This is a genomic window from Pseudomonas sp. DSV-1 (assembly GCF_035830915.1).
Taxonomy (GTDB): domain Bacteria; phylum Pseudomonadota; class Gammaproteobacteria; order Pseudomonadales; family Pseudomonadaceae; genus Aquipseudomonas.
This window is the reverse complement of the sequence record NZ_JAYMYG010000001.1, coordinates 2,284,606-2,300,870: the sequence shown is the minus strand read 5'-3', so window position 1 is coordinate 2,300,870 and position 16,265 is coordinate 2,284,606. Positions and strand designations below refer to the sequence as shown.

The following is a 16,265-nucleotide window of genomic DNA, read 5'->3' as shown; positions in this document are numbered from 1 at the left end:
GTTGCGCCGAGTTTAAGTCTTTTGTGCAAGCGGCAGGCAAACCCTGAACAAGGCGCCCTCACCCAGTTCGCTCTGCACGCTGATGGTGCCGCTGTGTGCCGCGACGATCTGTTCCGAGATAAACAACCCCAGGCCAAGCCCGGCAGCCACCTGACTGGCTGAAACCCGCTCAAATTGCTGGAACACCCGCTGCTGGTTTTCCTGGCTGATGCCGATGCCCTGATCGCGCACATCCACGACAGCTTGATCACCGTCCATATACACAGACACATCAATGGGCTTTTTAGCACCGTAACGCAAGGCATTGGTCAGCAGATTGGAAATCACTTGCTCAATTCTGAACTCGTCCCACTGCCCCACTACGGGCTTTTGTGCAGTGAAGCTGACACTCGATTGCGCAGCGCTGATCTGGGCCGCGAAATTCTCCAGCAATTGCCCGACTGTACGGGCCAAATCAAACTCGGCAGGCCTGATCGACAGCTTGCCGGTGCGGATACGCGACACGTCGAGCATGTCTTCGATCAGGCGGATCAGGCTCTGGATCTGACGCTCATCACGATCGACCATGGCGTGCATCTTTTCCAGGGTGAACGCCGCCGCGTTATCGCGGGCCAGGTGCATCTTGCGCAACTGGGTTTCCAGGATCAGCCCGTTGAGCGGCGTGCGCACTTCATGGGAGACGATCGACATAAAGTCGTCACGCATGCGCACCGCGCGCTCAAGCTCGACCTGGGTCAGTTGCAACTGCGCAAGCAAAGTCTCCTGCTCGCGACGGCTCTGCTCCAGGGCCTCGACCTGCTGCTTCATGGCCTTGCTCTGGCGATAAAGCTCGACGAAGACATTGACCTTGCTTTTGACCGCGTGGATATCCAGCGGTTTGTGCAGAAAGTCCACCGCACCGCTTTCATAGCCCTTGAAGGCATAGTTCATCTCGCGCCCTGCGGCACTGACAAACACGATGGGGATGTTTTTGGTCTTGGCCGTGCCGCGCATCAACTCGGCCAGCTCAAAACCGTTCATGCCGGGCATTTGCACGTCAAGAATGGCCATCGCAAACTCATGCTGCAACAGCAACGACAGCGCCTCATCCGCAGACAAGGCCTTGTACACGATGCGATCTTCGCGCTTGATCAGTGCTTCGAGCGCCAGCAGGTTTTCCGGCAGGTCATCGACGATCAGCAGCTTGGCTTGAATTTCGTTTAGTAGCATTGGCTATGTTCCAGCTCGACAAGCAGACGGCCGATGCCGCGCAAAGGAAGGATGCAGTCCGTTTGAAAAAGGTCCAGTGCCGCACGGGGCATGGTCGCAACCTGTGCCTCGTCAGGGTCCTGGACAATGGTCAGGCCGCCCGACTGCTGGACCACGCTCAGCCCCTGGGCACCATCCCGATTGGCGCCCGTCAGTAAAATGGCAGCCAGACGCTGTTGATACACATCGGCCGCGGATTCGAACAGGTAGTCAATGGCAGGTCGCGAGTAATGCACCGGCTCCTCCTGGCTCAAGGAAAAACTGTGATCCTGCTCAATCGAAACGTGATACCCGGGGCCAGCAAAGTACAGGGTGCCCGGCACAATCGGCTGTTTGTCCTGAACCTCCCTGACCGCCAATGGCAAGCGCCGGGCAAACACCTCGGCCAACTGGCTGCGCCGCTCTTCGGGCAAGTGCAGCACCACGATAATCGGCAGCCGGAAGCCAGGCTTGAGCTCGGAAAAAATAGTCAGCAACGCTTCAACCCCGCCCGCAGACGCACCGATCACCACCGCCTCGACAGGTCTGGGATCGGTCAGGTAACGGTCATGGTTTTTCATAGCTTGCGGTAGATCCGTTCTTGCTTGAGCACGGGGGAAAACTGTTTGCTGTAGTCCGAGAAATCCAGGGTCTCCTTGCTCCCAAGCATCAGAAATCCGCGGTGACACAACGACTCCTCGAACAGACCAAAGGCTCTGTTTTGAAGATTCTTATTGAAATAAATCAATACGTTACGACATGAAATTAAATTGGTTTCTGAGAACACGCTATCCGTCGCCAGGCTGTGATCGGCGAAGGTCACGTTCTCGCGCAGCGTCTTGTCAAAAATCGCGTAGTCATAGGCGGCGGTGTAGTAATCGGCAAACGAACGCTGACCACCGGCCTTTTGGTAGTTGTGGGTATAGGTCCGGATATTGTCCAGGGAGAAAATTCCCTGCTTGGCCTTTTCCAGAGAGCGCGGATTGATGTCGGTCGCATAGATGATGGTGCGATCCAGCAGGCCTTCTTCACGCAACAGGATGGCCATTGAATACACCTCCTCGCCGGTGCTGCACCCCGCAATCCAGATCTTGAGCGACGGGTAGGTCTTGAGGATCGGCACCACCTCCTGGCGAATGGCCAGAAAATGCTCCGGATCGCGAAACATCTCGCTCACTGGAATGGTCAGGAACTGCAGCAACTGCATAAAGGCCGTCGGGTCATGGAGGATGCGCTCCTGCAGGGCCGAAATGGTGCTGCAGTCAAACTGACGCAATGCATGATTGACCCGGCGCTTGATCGAGGCGCCGGAGTAATCGCGAAAGTCATAACTGTATTTGAGATAGATCGCTTCGATCAGCAGCCTTAACTCGATGTCAGTGTTTCGTTGCACTTAGAGTCGTTCCATTTTCGGTAGCCAGACCCGGATCAACGAAAACAGTCGATCCAGATCAATCGGTTTGGCCAGGTAGTCATTGGAACCTGCCTGCAGGCAGCGCTCCTGATCGTCCTTCATTGCCTTGGCCGTGACCGCAATGATCGGCAGCTTGCGCCAGCGCGGGTTTTTGCGGATTTCGACGGTTGCTTCGTAGCCATCCATCTCGGGCATCATCACGTCCATCAACACCAGGTCGATATCTTCCACTTCGTCCAGGCGCTCGATGGCTTCGCGTCCATTGCGACCGATGACCACAATGGCGCCCTTCTGTTCCAGCGCACTGGTCAAAGCAAAGATGTTCCGTACATCGTCATCCACCAGCAAAATCTTGCGGCCCTCGAACACCTTGTCGCGGCTGCGAGCGGTCTTGAGCATCGTCTGCCGATCATGGGACAACTGAGATTCGACTTTGTGCAGAAATAATGTCACTTCATCGAGCAACCGCTCGGGTGAGCGGGCGCCCTTGATGATGATGGAGCGCGAATACTTGCGCAGCTCGGCTTCTTCATCCCGGGTCAGATTGCGCCCGGTGTAGACGATCACCGGCGGGAACGAGCAGATATCTTCGGTCGACATGCGCTTGAGCAGGTCATTGCCCAGCATGTCGGGCAACTTGAGGTCGATGATCATGCAGTCGTAAACAGTGGTGCGCAGCAGGTCGAGCGCCTCCTGGGCATAGCCGACCGCGGTGATCTCGATGTCATCGTCGCCGATCAGGCGGGCAATGCTGTCGCGCTGCAAGTCATCATCCTCGACCAGCAGCACACGCTTGACCTTCTGCGTCAGCTTGGCCTCCAGGCGGGCGAACACATTTCTCAGCTCTTCACGGGTCGTCGGTTTCAAGGCGTAGCCCACCGCCCCCATGTGCATCGCGGCTTCAACCCGGTCTTCGGCGGAAATGACGTGAACCGGTATATGCCGCGTCGACGCCATAGCCTTCAGGCGCTGCAACACCGTGAGCCCCGGGTGGTCCGGCAAGCGGATGTCCAGCAGGATTGCATCGGGAATGAACTGCACCGCCAGACTGAAACCTTCGTCCGCACCATGGGCAACCAGGCAGCGATAGCCCAATTCATGTGCAAGATCGAAGAGGATCTGTGCAAAGTTGGGTTCATCCTCAATCACCAAAATACAGCGCGTGGTAAATGGCGCCTGGTCGCGGTCATCCATGAAGCGCTCAATCACCGCCGCAGACTCAACGGCAAGCAGCGGCCGGGGCTCAGGTACCCGCACTGCAACCCGTGGCGCGGGGCCGACAGGCAGTTGCACGGGTTCTTCGCCGTGCTCCACAAACTGCTGTGGCAGGATCAGGGTAAAGATACTGCCCTTGCCCGGCTCGCTGCTGACATCGATCGAACCGCCCAGCAATGTCGCCAGATCACGGGAGATCGAAAGGCCCAGCCCTGTGCCGCCGTAGCGGCGGTTGGTGGTGCCGTCGGCCTGGCGGAAGGCTTCGAAAATGGAGTCTTGTTGCTCCTCGGAAATGCCGATACCGGAATCGCTCACGGTAAAGGCAATCCCTTCGCCCGGCTGACAGGATACCGTCAGGCTGACCTGGCCTTGCTCCGTGAACTTGACCGCGTTGGACAGCAAATTCTTGAGGATCTGCTCCAGACGCTGGCTGTCGGTGTAGATCATGGGCGGCGTGCCGGGCTGCAACTGGACCTCAAAGCCCAGGGACTTGTCGCCCGCCAGCGGCTGGAACATGTTGCGCAACCCTTCGACCACCCGTGCCACGCTGGTGTGCTCAGGGCGCACTTCCAGCTTGCCGGCTTCTACCTTGGAAATGTCCAGGATGTCGTTGATCAGGTTAAGCAGGTCATTGCCCGCCGAGTAAATAGACTCGGCAAACTTGACCTGTTCTGCGCTGAGGTTCTGCTGCGGGTTTTCGGACAGCAGCTTGGCCAGAATCAAGGAGCTGTTCAGCGGCGTGCGCAGCTCGTGGGACATGTTGGCCAGGAATTCGGACTTGTACTTGCTGGAGCGTTGCAGCTCTTCAGCCCGCTCTTCAAGTTGCACCTGGGCCTGGTTGAGTTCGGTGTTCTTGCGGTCCATTGCATCCCGCTGGCCGGCCAACTCTTCGTTGGTCTGCTCCAGCTCGGCCTGCTGGGTTTCGAGGCTGGTCTGGGACTCTTTGAGAATGCGCGACTGCTCTTCGAGTTCCTCGTTGGCGGTCTTGAGTTCCTCCTGCTGCACCTGCAGTTGCTCATTGAGCTGCTGGGTTTCGGCCAGCACCTCTTGCAGGCGCTGGCGATAGCGCGCCGCTTCAATCGACATGCCGATGTTGTCGGCGATCAATTCGAACAGCTCTATGTCTCGCTCACTCAGGGGCCTGAGGAAGCCCAGCTCGATGACCCCGTTGACGCGATCATCATCACTGGTGGGCACCACCAGCACACTGCGAGGGCTGCCTTCGCCCAGCCCGGAGCTGACCTTGGAGAAATAGTCGGCGGGTACGTTGTCCAGGCGAATCAACTGATCCTGCTTGACTGCCTGCCCGACAATCCCTTCGCCGTTGCGAATCAGTTGGCCCTGCGCCTCTTGCTCGCGGGAAAATCCGTAACTGGCCACACGCTTGAGGTCGCCGTGATCTTCACGCACATAGACGGCCGCCACTACGGATCCCAGGTACTGGGCACAGAACTGCAGGATGTTGTGGCCCAACATGTTGAGCGTCAGGCGCCCCAGCACCTGCTCCGCCAGCTCGGTCTGACCGTTGCGCAGCCAGGCCTGTTGTTCCAGGCGCTGGGCAGTATTGATCTGCGACTCGAAGGCATTGTTGTAACTCTTTGAAAGTTCAAGCAAATCGCGACGACCGATATAGGCCAAAAAGCCGCTCAAACCCAGCACGAAAATCAGATACAGGCCAATACTGATGATCGTAGTGCGACTCACCTCTTCGCTGCGAGCCACCCGTAGCTGCTGTTCCATCTGAATGAAGTCGTCATATTCCTTGCGGATTTCATCCGCCAGGCGCTTGCCCCGCCCCGCCTGTATGGCCGCACGGTAATCGCCGTCCTGACGGCGCAGATCGACCATCGACTGGGCGTAGGCATTCCACTCATTTTGCAACGCCTCAAGGCGTTTCAGCCGGTCGACCTGCTGCGGGTTGTCGCTGACCAGCTCCTGCAACCCCTTCAACTGGAGCGCAATTTGCGGCTTGGCAACGGCATAGGGGTCCAGAAAATGCTCATCGCCCGTAATCAGGAACCCGCGCATGCCGCTTTCAAGATCCACCGTCAGCCGCACGGCGTCGTTGGTATTACTGATAACCCGGTCGCTGTGCTCCACCCACCTGATCACTGATAACAAATAGCTGACCATGATCACGAATAACGCGGCACTGAGCACGCCGACAGCCAGGGGCAAGCCAACGTTGCGACTCAGAAGCTTGCGAAAGCTTCGCTCATCAATTGATACAGGTGAGTTCATTTTCAGGCCTGTGGGCAGTCTTAAAAAACTGGAGTTTGCCGGATTACCGAGCAATAGTTCTATTTTCTTACCCGACAAAGAACATTTTCGTACAAAGAGGCACATTCAGATGCTGGGCAAGGCTATCCTTGCTGCAGCGAGACCCACGCTTACATTTTTTATCGAGATCATGATTATGTCCGCAACACCCTCCACCATCCTGGTGGTCGAAGACGACGCCATTGTTCGGATGCTGATCGTAGACGTGCTCCAAGAACTGGACTTCAGCGTGCTTGAAGCCGACGGCAGCGAGCAGGCCATGGAACTGCTGGAGAATGCGGCCCAGCCCATTGACCTGCTGATGACCGACGTCGGGTTGCCGGGCATGGACGGCCGGGAGCTGGCAGCCAAGGCCCGCCAATTGCGCGAAAAAATGCCCATCCTGTTTGCCAGCGGCTATGCCGAAACCCTTGAGGTCGCAGAAGGCATGGCGGTGATTGGCAAACCTTTCTCCATTGATCAGTTGCGCGACAAAGTCAAAAGCCTGCTGACCGCCTGACGTGTAGTCGCTGCCGCAGGCTGCGAGGGCTGCGTAGCGGCCCCGCTTTTTGAAGGTCCTGCGGCCCTTATCGCAGCCTGCGGCAGCGACTACACCCCCCCTTTAAATTGACGACTCTCCTGGGCTGTGGTTTCCTACACATCTTGTATCAGGTGCCCTTCACAGGGTGAAACGGGAAACCGGTGCGTCAGGCGTTAGTCCTGGCAAGTCCGGCGCTGCCCCCGCAACGGTAAGCGAGAGAAACATCAAATCCACTGTGCCGAGTGCATGGGAAGGAGATGTTTGCAGGCTCAACCCTTGAGCCCCTCGCAAGCCCGGAGACCGGCCTGGTTATTTTGAATAACAAACCCGCGGTGGGCGGGCGCTGTTAAACCCTGCGGGCTTCGTTCGCGGGGTTTTCTTGCGCTTTGCTGCCCGTCGTCCGACCTGAGGCAAGCGCCATGTCTATCAGCACCAGCCGTACCCATTCCGCCGCGACCACTGCCACCCAAAGCCAACGCATTGTGGCGGCTGTCGGTGCTGCGGTACTGGGGGCTTTTCTCGTCTACTTCGCCGGGTTCTCCCATATCGATGCGGTTCACAATGCGGCCCATGACACCCGTCACAGCTCCGCCTTCCCGTGCCATTGAGACTGCCTGCCATGATTAAGCGTATCGCCCAAACCGCAGGCTTCACCGGCTTGCTGGCCGCCCTGCTGCTGACCCTGCTGCAAAGCCTGTGGGTGTCGCCGCTGATTTTGCAGGCCGAAACCTACGAAAAACCTGCCGCCACAGAAGTACACGAGCATGCCGACATGGCCATGCCAGCCCATGAGCACGACGCCGAGGCCTGGGAGCCGGAAGATGGCTGGCAGCGCGTGCTGTCTACCACTGGCGGCAATCTGGTGGTTGCTGTGGGTTTTGCCTTGATGCTGGCCGGCCTTTACACCTTGCGTGCCCCGACGCGCACTTCCCAGGGCCTGCTCTGGGGCCTTGCCGGTTATGCGGTGTTCTGCCTGGCCCCGACCCTGGGCCTGCCACCCGAGTTGCCGGGCACTGCAGCGGCAGATTTGCTGCAGCGTCAAATCTGGTGGGTCAGCACCGCAGCTTCGACCGCGGTAGCAATCGCGCTGATGGTATTTGGCAAGCACTGGGCGCTGAAAGTGCTGGGCGTGGCGATTCTGGTGGTTCCGCATATTTTTGGCGCACCCCAGCCACTGGTGCATTCAAGCCTGGCCCCGGCCGAGCTGGAGTCGCAGTTCAAGATTGCCTCGCAACTGACCAACTTCGCCTTTTGGCTGGCCCTCGGCGTGATCAGCGCCTGGCTGTTTCGCCGCAAGTCTGAAGGCCAGTACTCGGCATGACGGCAACCGGCACAGTGCCAATCCTGGTGATTGGCCTGGGCTGTCGCCAAGGTTGCACCGCTGCAGAGCTGTTGAGTCTGATCGAACGCTCTCTGGCCCGGGCCGGGATCCCGCTGAATGCGGTCCGTGCCCTGGCCAGTCTCGATCTCAAGCGCCAGGAACCCGGGCTGCTGCAACTGGCAGCTCGACTGGAACTGGAGCTTGAGGTCTTCAGTGCGCAACAGCTTGCCCCGTACGCCCCCCAGCTGAGCCATCGCTCGAACCTTGTGTTCGAGAAAACCGGTTGTTTCGGGATTGCCGAAAGTGCTGCGCTGGCCCTGGCCGAGCGACTCGCGGGGGCACCCGCCACCTTGCTGATTACGCGACAAAAATCACCCGGCGCAACCTTTGCGTTGGCCTGTTTCGAGCAAAACCCGCGATAATCCCCCGCCTCACTATGAGCGTTGTTCAAGAACAGCTCTATCTCAACCCCTTCAAGAGACTGCCATGACTGTTTATTTCATCGGCGCCGGACCCGGCGATCCTGAGCTGATTACCGTCAAGGGCCAGCGCCTGATTCGCAGTTGCCCGGTGATCATTTACGCAGGCTCGCTGGTCCCCGAGGCCGTGCTGCAAGGCCATCAGGCTGAGCAGGTGATCAACAGTGCGCAACTGCACCTTGAGCAGATCATCACCCTGATCAGTGCCGCCGACGCCAAAGGCCAGGACGTGGCCCGCGTACATTCCGGCGACCCCAGCTTGTACGGGGCCATTGGCGAACAGATCCGCTGCTTGCGTGAGCTGGGCATTGACTTTGAGATCATTCCGGGAGTGACTGCTACCGCGGCCTGTGCGGCCATTCTGGGGGCCGAACTGACGTTGCCCGATATTTCGCAAACCGTGATTCTGACCCGTTACGCCGAAAAAACCGTTATGCCAGCCGGAGAAGAACTGGCCAGCCTGGCGCAGCACAAGGCGACCATGGCCATTCATCTGGGGGTCAAGAACCTTGAAAACATCGTTGCCGAACTGATCCCGCACTACGGCAGTGATTGCCCGATTGCAGTGATTCATCGCGCCAGCTGGCCCGACCAGGACTGGGTGCAAGGGACGCTTGCAGACATCGCGGTCAAGGTCCAGGCCAAGGGATTCAGGCGTACGGCGCTGATCCTGGTGGGCCGGGTGCTGGCCAGTGACCGTTTTGGGGACTCGTCGCTGTACCGTGCGGGGCATGCGCATTTGTATCGGCCTTGAACGCTCTCCCCCCTGTGGGAGCGGGCTTGCTCGCGATACGGACGGCGTGGTCTGTCAGGTAGATCCCATTAGGTTCTGCTGCGCCCGCACAATCCGAACCGTGCAGGGCTATCGCGCAGCCATAAAAAAACGGTGCTCACGGGGCACCGTTTTTTCTTCAGCTTCGCAGCGAACGCCCTATTAGTAGTAGGCGTTTTCTTTCTGCGAGTGGTCGGTCACGTCACGTACGCCCTTGAGCTCCGGCACACGCTCAAGCAGGGTGCGCTCGATGCCTTCACGCAACGTCACGTCCGCCTGGCCGCAGCCCTGGCAACCGCCACCGAACTTGAGCACCGCGATACCGTCTTCAACCACTTCAATCAGGCTGACCTGACCGCCGTGGCTGGCCAAACCGGGATTGATCTCGGTTTGCAGGTAGTAGTTGATGCGCTCGTTGATCGGGCTGTCGGCATTGACCATCGGCACTTTGGCGTTTGGCGCCTTGATGGTCAGCTGACCACCCATGCGATCGGTGGCGTAGTCCACCACGGCATCGTCAAGGAAGGGTTCGCTGAACGAATCGATCCAGGCCGTGAAGCTTTTAAGGCCGATGGCGGTATCTTCAGATTTGACTTCAGCCGGCTTGCAGTAAGCAATGCAGGTTTCGGCGTACTGGGTACCGGGTTGGGTGATAAAGACGCGGATGCCGATACCCGGGGTGTTCTGCTTTGACAGCAGATCAGCCAGGTAATCGTGGGCAGCGTCGGTAATCGTTATGGCGCTCATGGAATCTCCTCGCAGACATGGGATGCAGTTTACGCCAATCGGCGCGCCTGACAAAGTCCTAGTGTTTTTGTCAGGAAAGCCACACCCCATGTATCAAATTCTAGTGGCTGATTACAGGTTTTCGTAGCGGTTCATATCCAGCACACCGGCCTCTACCGGGTCGGTTTCGCTGATGTACTGGCCAATATCGTGAAAGTACTGCCAGAACTGTGGATGGCTACGGCGAATCCCCCAGCGCTCGACAATGGTGTCAAAGGTCTCTTGATCCTTGCATTGCTCCATCGCTTCAACAAAGGCCTCAACCTGCCCCGAAGGGATATTGAACATGAAGTTCGGGTAGCTGCTGAGCACCCCGGGGTAGATGGTCAGGGTGTCCAGCCCAGGCTCCAGCCGGTATTCCTCGCCCAGCATGAAGGCCACGTTGGTGTGCGCGCGATTGCGCAGCATGCTGTACATCTCGCGCTTGCCGTCACTTCCCTCGATCCGCAACATGCTGGCTTCTGGCAATTGACTGATGACCGACAGCCCCGCCGCAGGGCGCGAGGTCAGACGGCTCAGTGCCTGCTCGGCGTATTTGAACTCTTGCGGAATGTCGGGGCGTGAACAGTACGCGCCGCTGCAACGGTTGATCGGGTCGGGCCGTGCATTCAGGGTGCCGGCGCGCTCAATCAGCTTGAGCGCAAAGTCACGCTTGGGGTCGGCCGGATCGAGCTTCATGCCGCTCGGCGTGCCGGTGTCGATCTTCTGGTAGTCCATCCACATCTTCAGCTTGCCGCTGTTCTGATACCAGTTGCTCAAGATGCCCGAACGGGCGTCGGCCGGCATCAAGCGCAGGAAGTTGACCTCGGCGCCGTTGCGGATCAAGTCAAAGTACAAGCGTGTCTGGGCCTGATGGGAAACGTTGCCGAACACATCGAAGTTAACCGCCAACTGGTAGTAGGTGCGCTCCAGCAACGGGTAGTCGAACAGCCACAGGGTTTGCGGGATTTCGCCGATCAGGCCCTTGCTGACACTGGCGCTGTCGAAGTGACGGAAAACGGTCAACAAGGCGTTGTCGTTGCCTGCCCACAGGGTCGACCAGCTCGGTGGCGGCATGTCGGCATAGGCTTGCTGGCGCAACTTCTCATAGTCATTGCGCTTGTTGCGATAGCGGTGCCACAACGAAATAACACTGCCAACGTCGTCGATCTGGCCGGGCATTGCCAGCAACGGCGTCGCTTCGCCACGATAGGCGGCGTCGGTGACATAGCGGTCATGGGCAGGCTCCTGGAACACAGTCCAGAAGTTGTCGCGAATCACGTCAGTCGCAATCTGCCCACGGCACACCGGCCCACGAATAAAGGTGCGTACGAAATACTCGGCGTTGTCGAGCATGAACTGGTAACGCGCCACCGCCGGAATCGCTTCGAAGACTTCGAACGGATTGGCCCGGCCTCGAGGCCCGTAGCCCGGCAAGCTGGTGGCATGCCAGTCACCGCTGTAGAACAGCTGTTTGACCCGTGCAAGTTTCTGCGCCCCCATCGGGTAAGTGATGTGGGTTTTGTGCACGATCACACCCTGAACGGGCATCAACCGGTAGTAAAAACTGGTGCCCGGATCGTCGTTCGGGCGGCGCGTAGCAATCAGGTCAACCGGCTGACCGCTTGGGGTCCGCGAACGCACCCACTGGAAGAAATGCCCCGGCACGCCGTTGTCGAAGTAGGTATGGGCCAGAAACAGATGCTCGTACAACCAGCGCGCCACCAGGGCTTCGGTTGAACCCGGGCGGTTGAGCAACTCTTCCCATTCGCTGATCTGTGCCGCTTCGACCGCAGTCGGCTTGATTGCGTGCTGGTCAACCTTCGCGCCCTGGGCCAGCCAGGTTTGTACGGTGTGGTATTGCGTGTTCGTCAACCCGGTCACGGCCAGCGGCATGCCTTCTTTTGGATGGCGCTGGGCGTAAGCGTCGAACTCCCCCGGCGCCGGACAGACGTTTTCGCGGTTGATGCCCAGGACGATTTCCTCGGGCAATTTGGCATTTGGGGTCAGCGGGGTGCTGTGGCCCAGCTCCAGCATGCGCGCCATCAAGGACGCCTGCGCGCCCTGGGCGTCGACTACCGGGTAGAACCCTTTAAGCCTCCACTCCTGCGGGCCATCGGCATCGAAGAAAATCCGCGTCGGGGCAACGGCATCGACACGATCTCCTTTATAGACCGGCACCTTGCTGGCACCGCGGGTCGCACCCTCCGCGCTTCCCAGGTTCAACTGGCAGGCTGCGTCGTTGCAAGCGTGGCAGGCAACGCACTTTTCGGTGAGGATCGGCTGAATATCCCTGGTGTAGGAAATGACCGGACTAACCAACGGGGCCTGTGCCAACGCTGTACTGCACGCCACCAGCGTCACGGCGCTGGCGAGTAGGCGAAAAAACATGTGCCAGTGTCCTGATATCAAAAATATGTCGCGATTCTACCTGTCGCCGCCCTGTCGCAACATGAATGAAATTCATGTAAATCAGCGAGCGCTCAAATCCCACGCAGGTTTGTTATGATTTCACATCTTTTGCATGGCTCTAACAGGTAGTCCTATGTCTGACCGCAGCGCTCGTCTCCAAGCACTTCAGCAAGCCCTCAAAGAGCGCATTCTGATTCTCGATGGCGGCATGGGCACTATGATCCAAAGCTACCGCCTAGAGGAACACGACTATCGTGGCACACGCTTCGCCGACTGGCCGAGCGACGTCAAAGGCAACAATGACCTTTTGATCCTCAGCCGCCCCGATGTGATCGGAGCCATTGAAAAGGCGTATCTGGACGCTGGTGCCGACATTCTCGAAACCAACACGTTCAACGCCACCCAGGTTTCACAGGCCGACTACGGCATGCAGGCGCTGGCCTACGAACTAAACGTAGAAGGCGCACGCCTTGCGCGCAAGGTGGCCGACGCCAAGACCCTGGAGACCCCGGACAAACCACGATTTGTTGCAGGCGTGCTCGGCCCTACCAGCCGTACCTGCTCGCTGTCGCCGGATGTCAACAATCCGGGTTATCGCAACGTCACCTTCGATGAACTGGTGGAGAACTACACCGAGGCCACCAGAGGCCTGATCGAAGGCGGCTGCGACCTGATCCTGATCGAGACCATTTTCGACACGCTCAATGCCAAAGCCGCGATTTTCGCCGTACAGGGCGTGTTCGAAGAGCTGGGCATCGAGTTGCCGATCATGATTTCCGGCACCATCACCGACGCCTCTGGCCGTACCCTGTCAGGCCAGACCACCGAAGCGTTCTGGAACTCCGTGAGCCATGCCAAACCGATCTCGGTCGGTTTGAACTGCGCCCTGGGCGCCAGCGAGTTGCGTCCTTATCTCGAAGAGCTGTCGAACAAGGCCAGCACCTACGTCTCGGCTCACCCGAACGCGGGCCTGCCCAACGAGTTCGGCGAGTACGACGAACTGCCAAGCGAAACAGCCAAGGTCATTGAAGAGTTCGCTCAAAGCGGCTTCCTGAACATTGTCGGCGGTTGCTGCGGCACCACGCCGGGCCATATCCAGGCCATCGCCAATGCCGTTGCCGGTTACGCCCCGCGCCAGATTCCGGACATTCCAAAGGCCTGCCGCCTCTCCGGGCTGGAGCCGTTCACCATCGACCGCAGCTCGTTGTTCGTCAACGTCGGTGAACGTACCAACATCACAGGTTCCGCCCGCTTCGCCCGCCTGATCCGCGAAGACAACTACACCGAAGCCCTGGAAGTGGCGCTGCAACAGGTTGAGGCCGGTGCGCAGATCATCGACATCAACATGGACGAGGGCATGCTGGATTCGAAGAAGGCCATGGTGACCTTCCTCAACCTGATCGCTGGCGAGCCGGATATCTCTCGCGTACCGATCATGATCGATTCTTCCAAGTGGGAAGTGATCGAGGCGGGCCTCAAGTGCATCCAGGGCAAGGGCATCGTCAACTCGATCAGCATGAAAGAAGGCGTCGAGCAGTTCAAACATCACGCCAAACTGTGCAAGCGCTATGGCGCCGCCGTGGTGGTGATGGCCTTCGACGAAGCGGGCCAGGCCGACACCGAAGCCCGTAAAAAGGAAATCTGCAAACGCTCCTACGACATTTTGGTCAATGAAGTGGGCTTCCCGCCGGAAGACATCATCTTCGACCCGAATATCTTCGCCGTGGCCACCGGCATTGAAGAACACAACAACTACGCGGTGGACTTCATCAACGCTTGCGCCTATATCCGCGACGAGCTGCCGTATGCACTGACGTCAGGCGGCGTGTCCAACGTGTCGTTCTCGTTCCGTGGCAACAACCCGGTACGTGAAGCGATCCACTCAGTGTTTTTGCTGTACGCGATCCGCAATGGTCTGACCATGGGTATCGTCAACGCCGGCCAACTGGAGATCTACGACCAGATCCCGACCGAACTGCGCGACGCGGTAGAAGACGTGGTGCTCAACCGCACCCCCGATGCCACCGACAACCTGCTGGCCATTGCCGACAAGTACAAGGGCGATGGCAGCGTCAAGGAAGCCGAAACCGAAGAGTGGCGCAGCTGGGACGTGAACAAGCGTCTGGAGCACGCACTGGTCAAGGGCATCACCACCCATATCGTTGAAGACACTGAAGAGTCGCGCCTGTCCTTCAAGCGCCCGATCGAAGTGATCGAAGGCCCGTTGATGTCGGGCATGAACATCGTCGGCGACTTGTTTGGCGCAGGAAAAATGTTTCTCCCGCAGGTGGTCAAATCTGCCCGCGTGATGAAACAGGCGGTTGCTCACCTGATCCCGTTTATCGAACTCGAAAAAGGCGACAAACCAGAAGCCAAAGGCAAGATCCTGATGGCCACGGTCAAAGGCGACGTACACGATATCGGCAAGAACATCGTCGGCGTGGTGCTGGGTTGCAACGGCTACGACATCGTTGACCTTGGCGTGATGGTGCCCGCGGAGAGAATCCTCCAGGTGGCCAAGGAGCAGAAGTGCGACATCATCGGTCTTTCCGGACTGATTACGCCGTCACTGGACGAGATGGTGCATGTTGCCCGTGAAATGCAGCGCCAGAACTTCCATCTGCCCCTGATGATCGGCGGCGCCACGACGTCCAAGGCACACACTGCGGTCAAGATCGAACCCAAGTACCAGAACGATGCCGTGATCTACGTCACCGACGCCTCCCGCGCCGTGGGCGTGGCCACGCAGTTGCTGTCCAAGGAGCTGAAGCCTGCATTCGTTGAGAAAACCCGCCTTGAGTACGTTGAAGTCCGCGAGCGCACCGCCAACCGCAGTGCCCGCACCGAGCGCTTGAGCTACCCCGCCGCCATCGCCAAGAAACCGCAGTTCGACTGGGCCGGCTACCAGCCGGTCAAGCCAACCTTTACCGGTGCCAAGGTGCTGGACAACATCGACCTCAAGGTCTTGGCCGAGTACATCGACTGGACGCCGTTCTTCATCTCCTGGGACCTGGCGGGCAAGTTCCCGCGCATTCTGACCGACGAAGTGGTCGGCGAAGCGGCAACGGCACTGTATGCCGACGCCCAGGAAATGCTCGCCAAGCTGATCGACGAAAAGCTGATCAGCGCCCGTGCGGTGTTCGGTTTCTGGCCGGCCAATCAGGTCAACGATGACGACCTGGAGCTGTACGGCGACGATGGCCAGCCATTGGCCAAACTCCACCACCTGCGCCAGCAGATCATCAAGACCGACGGCAAGCCGAACTTCTCCCTGGCCGACTTCGTCGCACCCAAAGACAGCGGCGTGACCGACTACGTGGGCGGCTTTATCACCACCGCCGGGATCGGCGCCGAAGAGGTGGCCAAGGCTTACCAGGACGCGGGCGACGATTACAACTCGATCATGGTCAAGGCCCTGGCCGACCGTCTGGCCGAAGCCTGCGCCGAGTGGCTGCACCAGCAGGTGCGGACAAACTACTGGGGCTATGCCAAGGATGAAAAGCTGGGTAATGAAGAGCTGATCAAGGAGCAATACAGCGGTATTCGCCCTGCCCCCGGCTACCCCGCGTGCCCGGATCACACCGAAAAAGGCACCTTGTTCCAGTTGCTCGACCCCGAAGCCGAAGAAATGCGCGCAGGCAAAAGCGGCGTGTTCCTCACCGAACACTACGCCATGTTCCCGGCGGCAGCGGTCAGTGGCTGGTACTTCGCTCACCCGCAAGCGCAGTACTTTGCCGTGGGCAAGGTCGACAAGGACCAGATCGCCAGCTACACGGCACGCAAGGGTCAGGACCTGAGCGTGACCGAGCGCTGGCTGGCACCCAACCTGGGCTATGACAACTGAGTAAAACGGGCAGGAG

Annotated in this window: 12 protein-coding genes and 1 riboswitch; of the genes, 6 read left to right on the top strand and 6 right to left on the bottom strand. The window is 58.9% G+C overall.

What is annotated here, in order from left to right; translation table 11 throughout:
- Positions 1–12 precede the first annotated feature (12 nt).
- Genes VSQ83_RS10845 through VSQ83_RS10830 form a run of 4 tightly spaced genes read right to left on the bottom strand, consistent with a single transcriptional unit; the run spans position 13 to position 6,097 of the window.
- Positions 13–1,209 carry a hybrid sensor histidine kinase/response regulator gene (locus VSQ83_RS10845; RefSeq protein WP_219263057.1) on the bottom strand — a complete coding sequence of 399 codons (1,197 nt, stop codon included), beginning with the start codon at positions 1,207–1,209 and terminating at the stop codon, positions 13–15.
- On the bottom strand, positions 1,200–1,808 hold the full coding sequence (locus VSQ83_RS10840) for a chemotaxis protein CheB (protein WP_326426618.1): 609 nt from the start codon (positions 1,806–1,808) through the stop codon (positions 1,200–1,202). Before VSQ83_RS10840 ends, VSQ83_RS10845 begins: the two co-directional genes overlap by 10 nt.
- Positions 1,805–2,620 (bottom strand): CheR family methyltransferase, encoded by an 816-nt coding sequence (locus VSQ83_RS10835; RefSeq protein WP_133076868.1) that lies wholly within the window; start codon positions 2,618–2,620, stop codon positions 1,805–1,807. Before VSQ83_RS10835 ends, VSQ83_RS10840 begins: the two co-directional genes overlap by 4 nt.
- Positions 2,621–6,097 carry a response regulator gene (locus tag VSQ83_RS10830; protein ID WP_326426616.1) on the bottom strand — a complete coding sequence of 1,159 codons (3,477 nt, stop codon included), beginning with the start codon at positions 6,095–6,097 and terminating at the stop codon, positions 2,621–2,623.
- Positions 6,098–6,272: 175 nt separating this feature from the next.
- On the opposite strand from VSQ83_RS10830, the gene VSQ83_RS10825 reads away from it, so the two are divergent.
- The 5 genes from VSQ83_RS10825 (at position 6,273) to cobM (ending at position 9,210) form a co-directional block, all read left to right on the top strand.
- Complete coding sequence (locus tag VSQ83_RS10825) at positions 6,273–6,635, top strand: response regulator (RefSeq protein WP_133076870.1); 363 nt, start codon at positions 6,273–6,275, stop codon at positions 6,633–6,635.
- Between the two features lie 133 nt (positions 6,636–6,768).
- A riboswitch (cobalamin riboswitch) is annotated at positions 6,769–6,979 on the top strand.
- Positions 6,980–7,075: 96 nt separating this feature from the next.
- Positions 7,076–7,264 carry a CbtB domain-containing protein gene (locus VSQ83_RS10820; RefSeq protein WP_019827274.1) on the top strand — a complete coding sequence of 63 codons (189 nt, stop codon included), beginning with the start codon at positions 7,076–7,078 and terminating at the stop codon, positions 7,262–7,264.
- Positions 7,265–7,275: 11 nt separating this feature from the next.
- Complete coding sequence (locus tag VSQ83_RS10815; RefSeq protein ID WP_133076871.1) at positions 7,276–7,977, top strand: CbtA family protein; 702 nt, start codon at positions 7,276–7,278, stop codon at positions 7,975–7,977.
- Positions 7,974–8,399, top strand: a complete 426-nt coding sequence (locus tag VSQ83_RS10810) for a cobalamin biosynthesis protein (RefSeq protein WP_326426614.1) — start codon at positions 7,974–7,976, stop codon at positions 8,397–8,399. The genes VSQ83_RS10815 and VSQ83_RS10810 overlap by 4 nt, the downstream gene beginning before the upstream one ends.
- Positions 8,400–8,463: 64 nt before the next feature.
- A complete protein-coding gene (gene cobM / locus VSQ83_RS10805) occupies positions 8,464–9,210 on the top strand; it encodes a precorrin-4 C(11)-methyltransferase (protein ID WP_219263063.1) in 747 nt (248 codons plus the stop codon).
- Between the two features lie 180 nt (positions 9,211–9,390).
- Here the strand turns inward: cobM and nfuA are convergent, their stop codons facing one another.
- Together nfuA and VSQ83_RS10795 are read right to left on the bottom strand one after the other, a co-directional pair.
- Complete coding sequence (gene nfuA / locus VSQ83_RS10800; RefSeq protein ID WP_019827280.1) at positions 9,391–9,975, bottom strand: Fe-S biogenesis protein NfuA; 585 nt, start codon at positions 9,973–9,975, stop codon at positions 9,391–9,393.
- Positions 9,976–10,086: 111 nt separating this feature from the next.
- Complete coding sequence (locus VSQ83_RS10795; protein WP_219263065.1) at positions 10,087–12,384, bottom strand: fatty acid cis/trans isomerase; 2,298 nt, start codon at positions 12,382–12,384, stop codon at positions 10,087–10,089.
- Positions 12,385–12,538: 154 nt separating this feature from the next.
- Here VSQ83_RS10795 and metH point away from each other — a divergent pair, with 154 nt between their 5' ends.
- Positions 12,539–16,249 carry a methionine synthase gene (gene metH / locus VSQ83_RS10790; protein WP_326426611.1) on the top strand — a complete coding sequence of 1,237 codons (3,711 nt, stop codon included), beginning with the start codon at positions 12,539–12,541 and terminating at the stop codon, positions 16,247–16,249.
- Positions 16,250–16,265: the final 16 nt, after the last annotated feature.

Excerpts from the sequence above, each read along its gene's own strand:
- VSQ83_RS10845 (WP_219263057.1), bottom strand. The coding sequence starts at position 1,209 with ATGCTACTAAACGAAATTCAAGCCAAGCTGCTGATCGTCGATGACCTG.
- VSQ83_RS10840 (WP_326426618.1), bottom strand. The coding sequence starts at position 1,808 with ATGAAAAACCATGACCGTTACCTGACCGATCCCAGACCTGTCGAGGCG.
- VSQ83_RS10830 (WP_326426616.1), bottom strand. The coding sequence starts at position 6,097 with ATGAACTCACCTGTATCAATTGATGAGCGAAGCTTTCGCAAGCTTCTG.
- VSQ83_RS10825 (WP_133076870.1), top strand. The coding sequence starts at position 6,273 with ATGTCCGCAACACCCTCCACCATCCTGGTGGTCGAAGACGACGCCATT.
- VSQ83_RS10820 (WP_019827274.1), top strand. The coding sequence starts at position 7,076 with ATGTCTATCAGCACCAGCCGTACCCATTCCGCCGCGACCACTGCCACC.
- VSQ83_RS10815 (WP_133076871.1), top strand. The coding sequence starts at position 7,276 with ATGATTAAGCGTATCGCCCAAACCGCAGGCTTCACCGGCTTGCTGGCC.
- VSQ83_RS10810 (WP_326426614.1), top strand. The coding sequence starts at position 7,974 with ATGACGGCAACCGGCACAGTGCCAATCCTGGTGATTGGCCTGGGCTGT.
- cobM (WP_219263063.1), top strand. The coding sequence starts at position 8,464 with ATGACTGTTTATTTCATCGGCGCCGGACCCGGCGATCCTGAGCTGATT.
- nfuA (WP_019827280.1), bottom strand. The coding sequence starts at position 9,975 with ATGAGCGCCATAACGATTACCGACGCTGCCCACGATTACCTGGCTGAT.
- VSQ83_RS10795 (WP_219263065.1), bottom strand. The coding sequence starts at position 12,384 with ATGTTTTTTCGCCTACTCGCCAGCGCCGTGACGCTGGTGGCGTGCAGT.
- metH (WP_326426611.1), top strand. The coding sequence starts at position 12,539 with ATGTCTGACCGCAGCGCTCGTCTCCAAGCACTTCAGCAAGCCCTCAAA.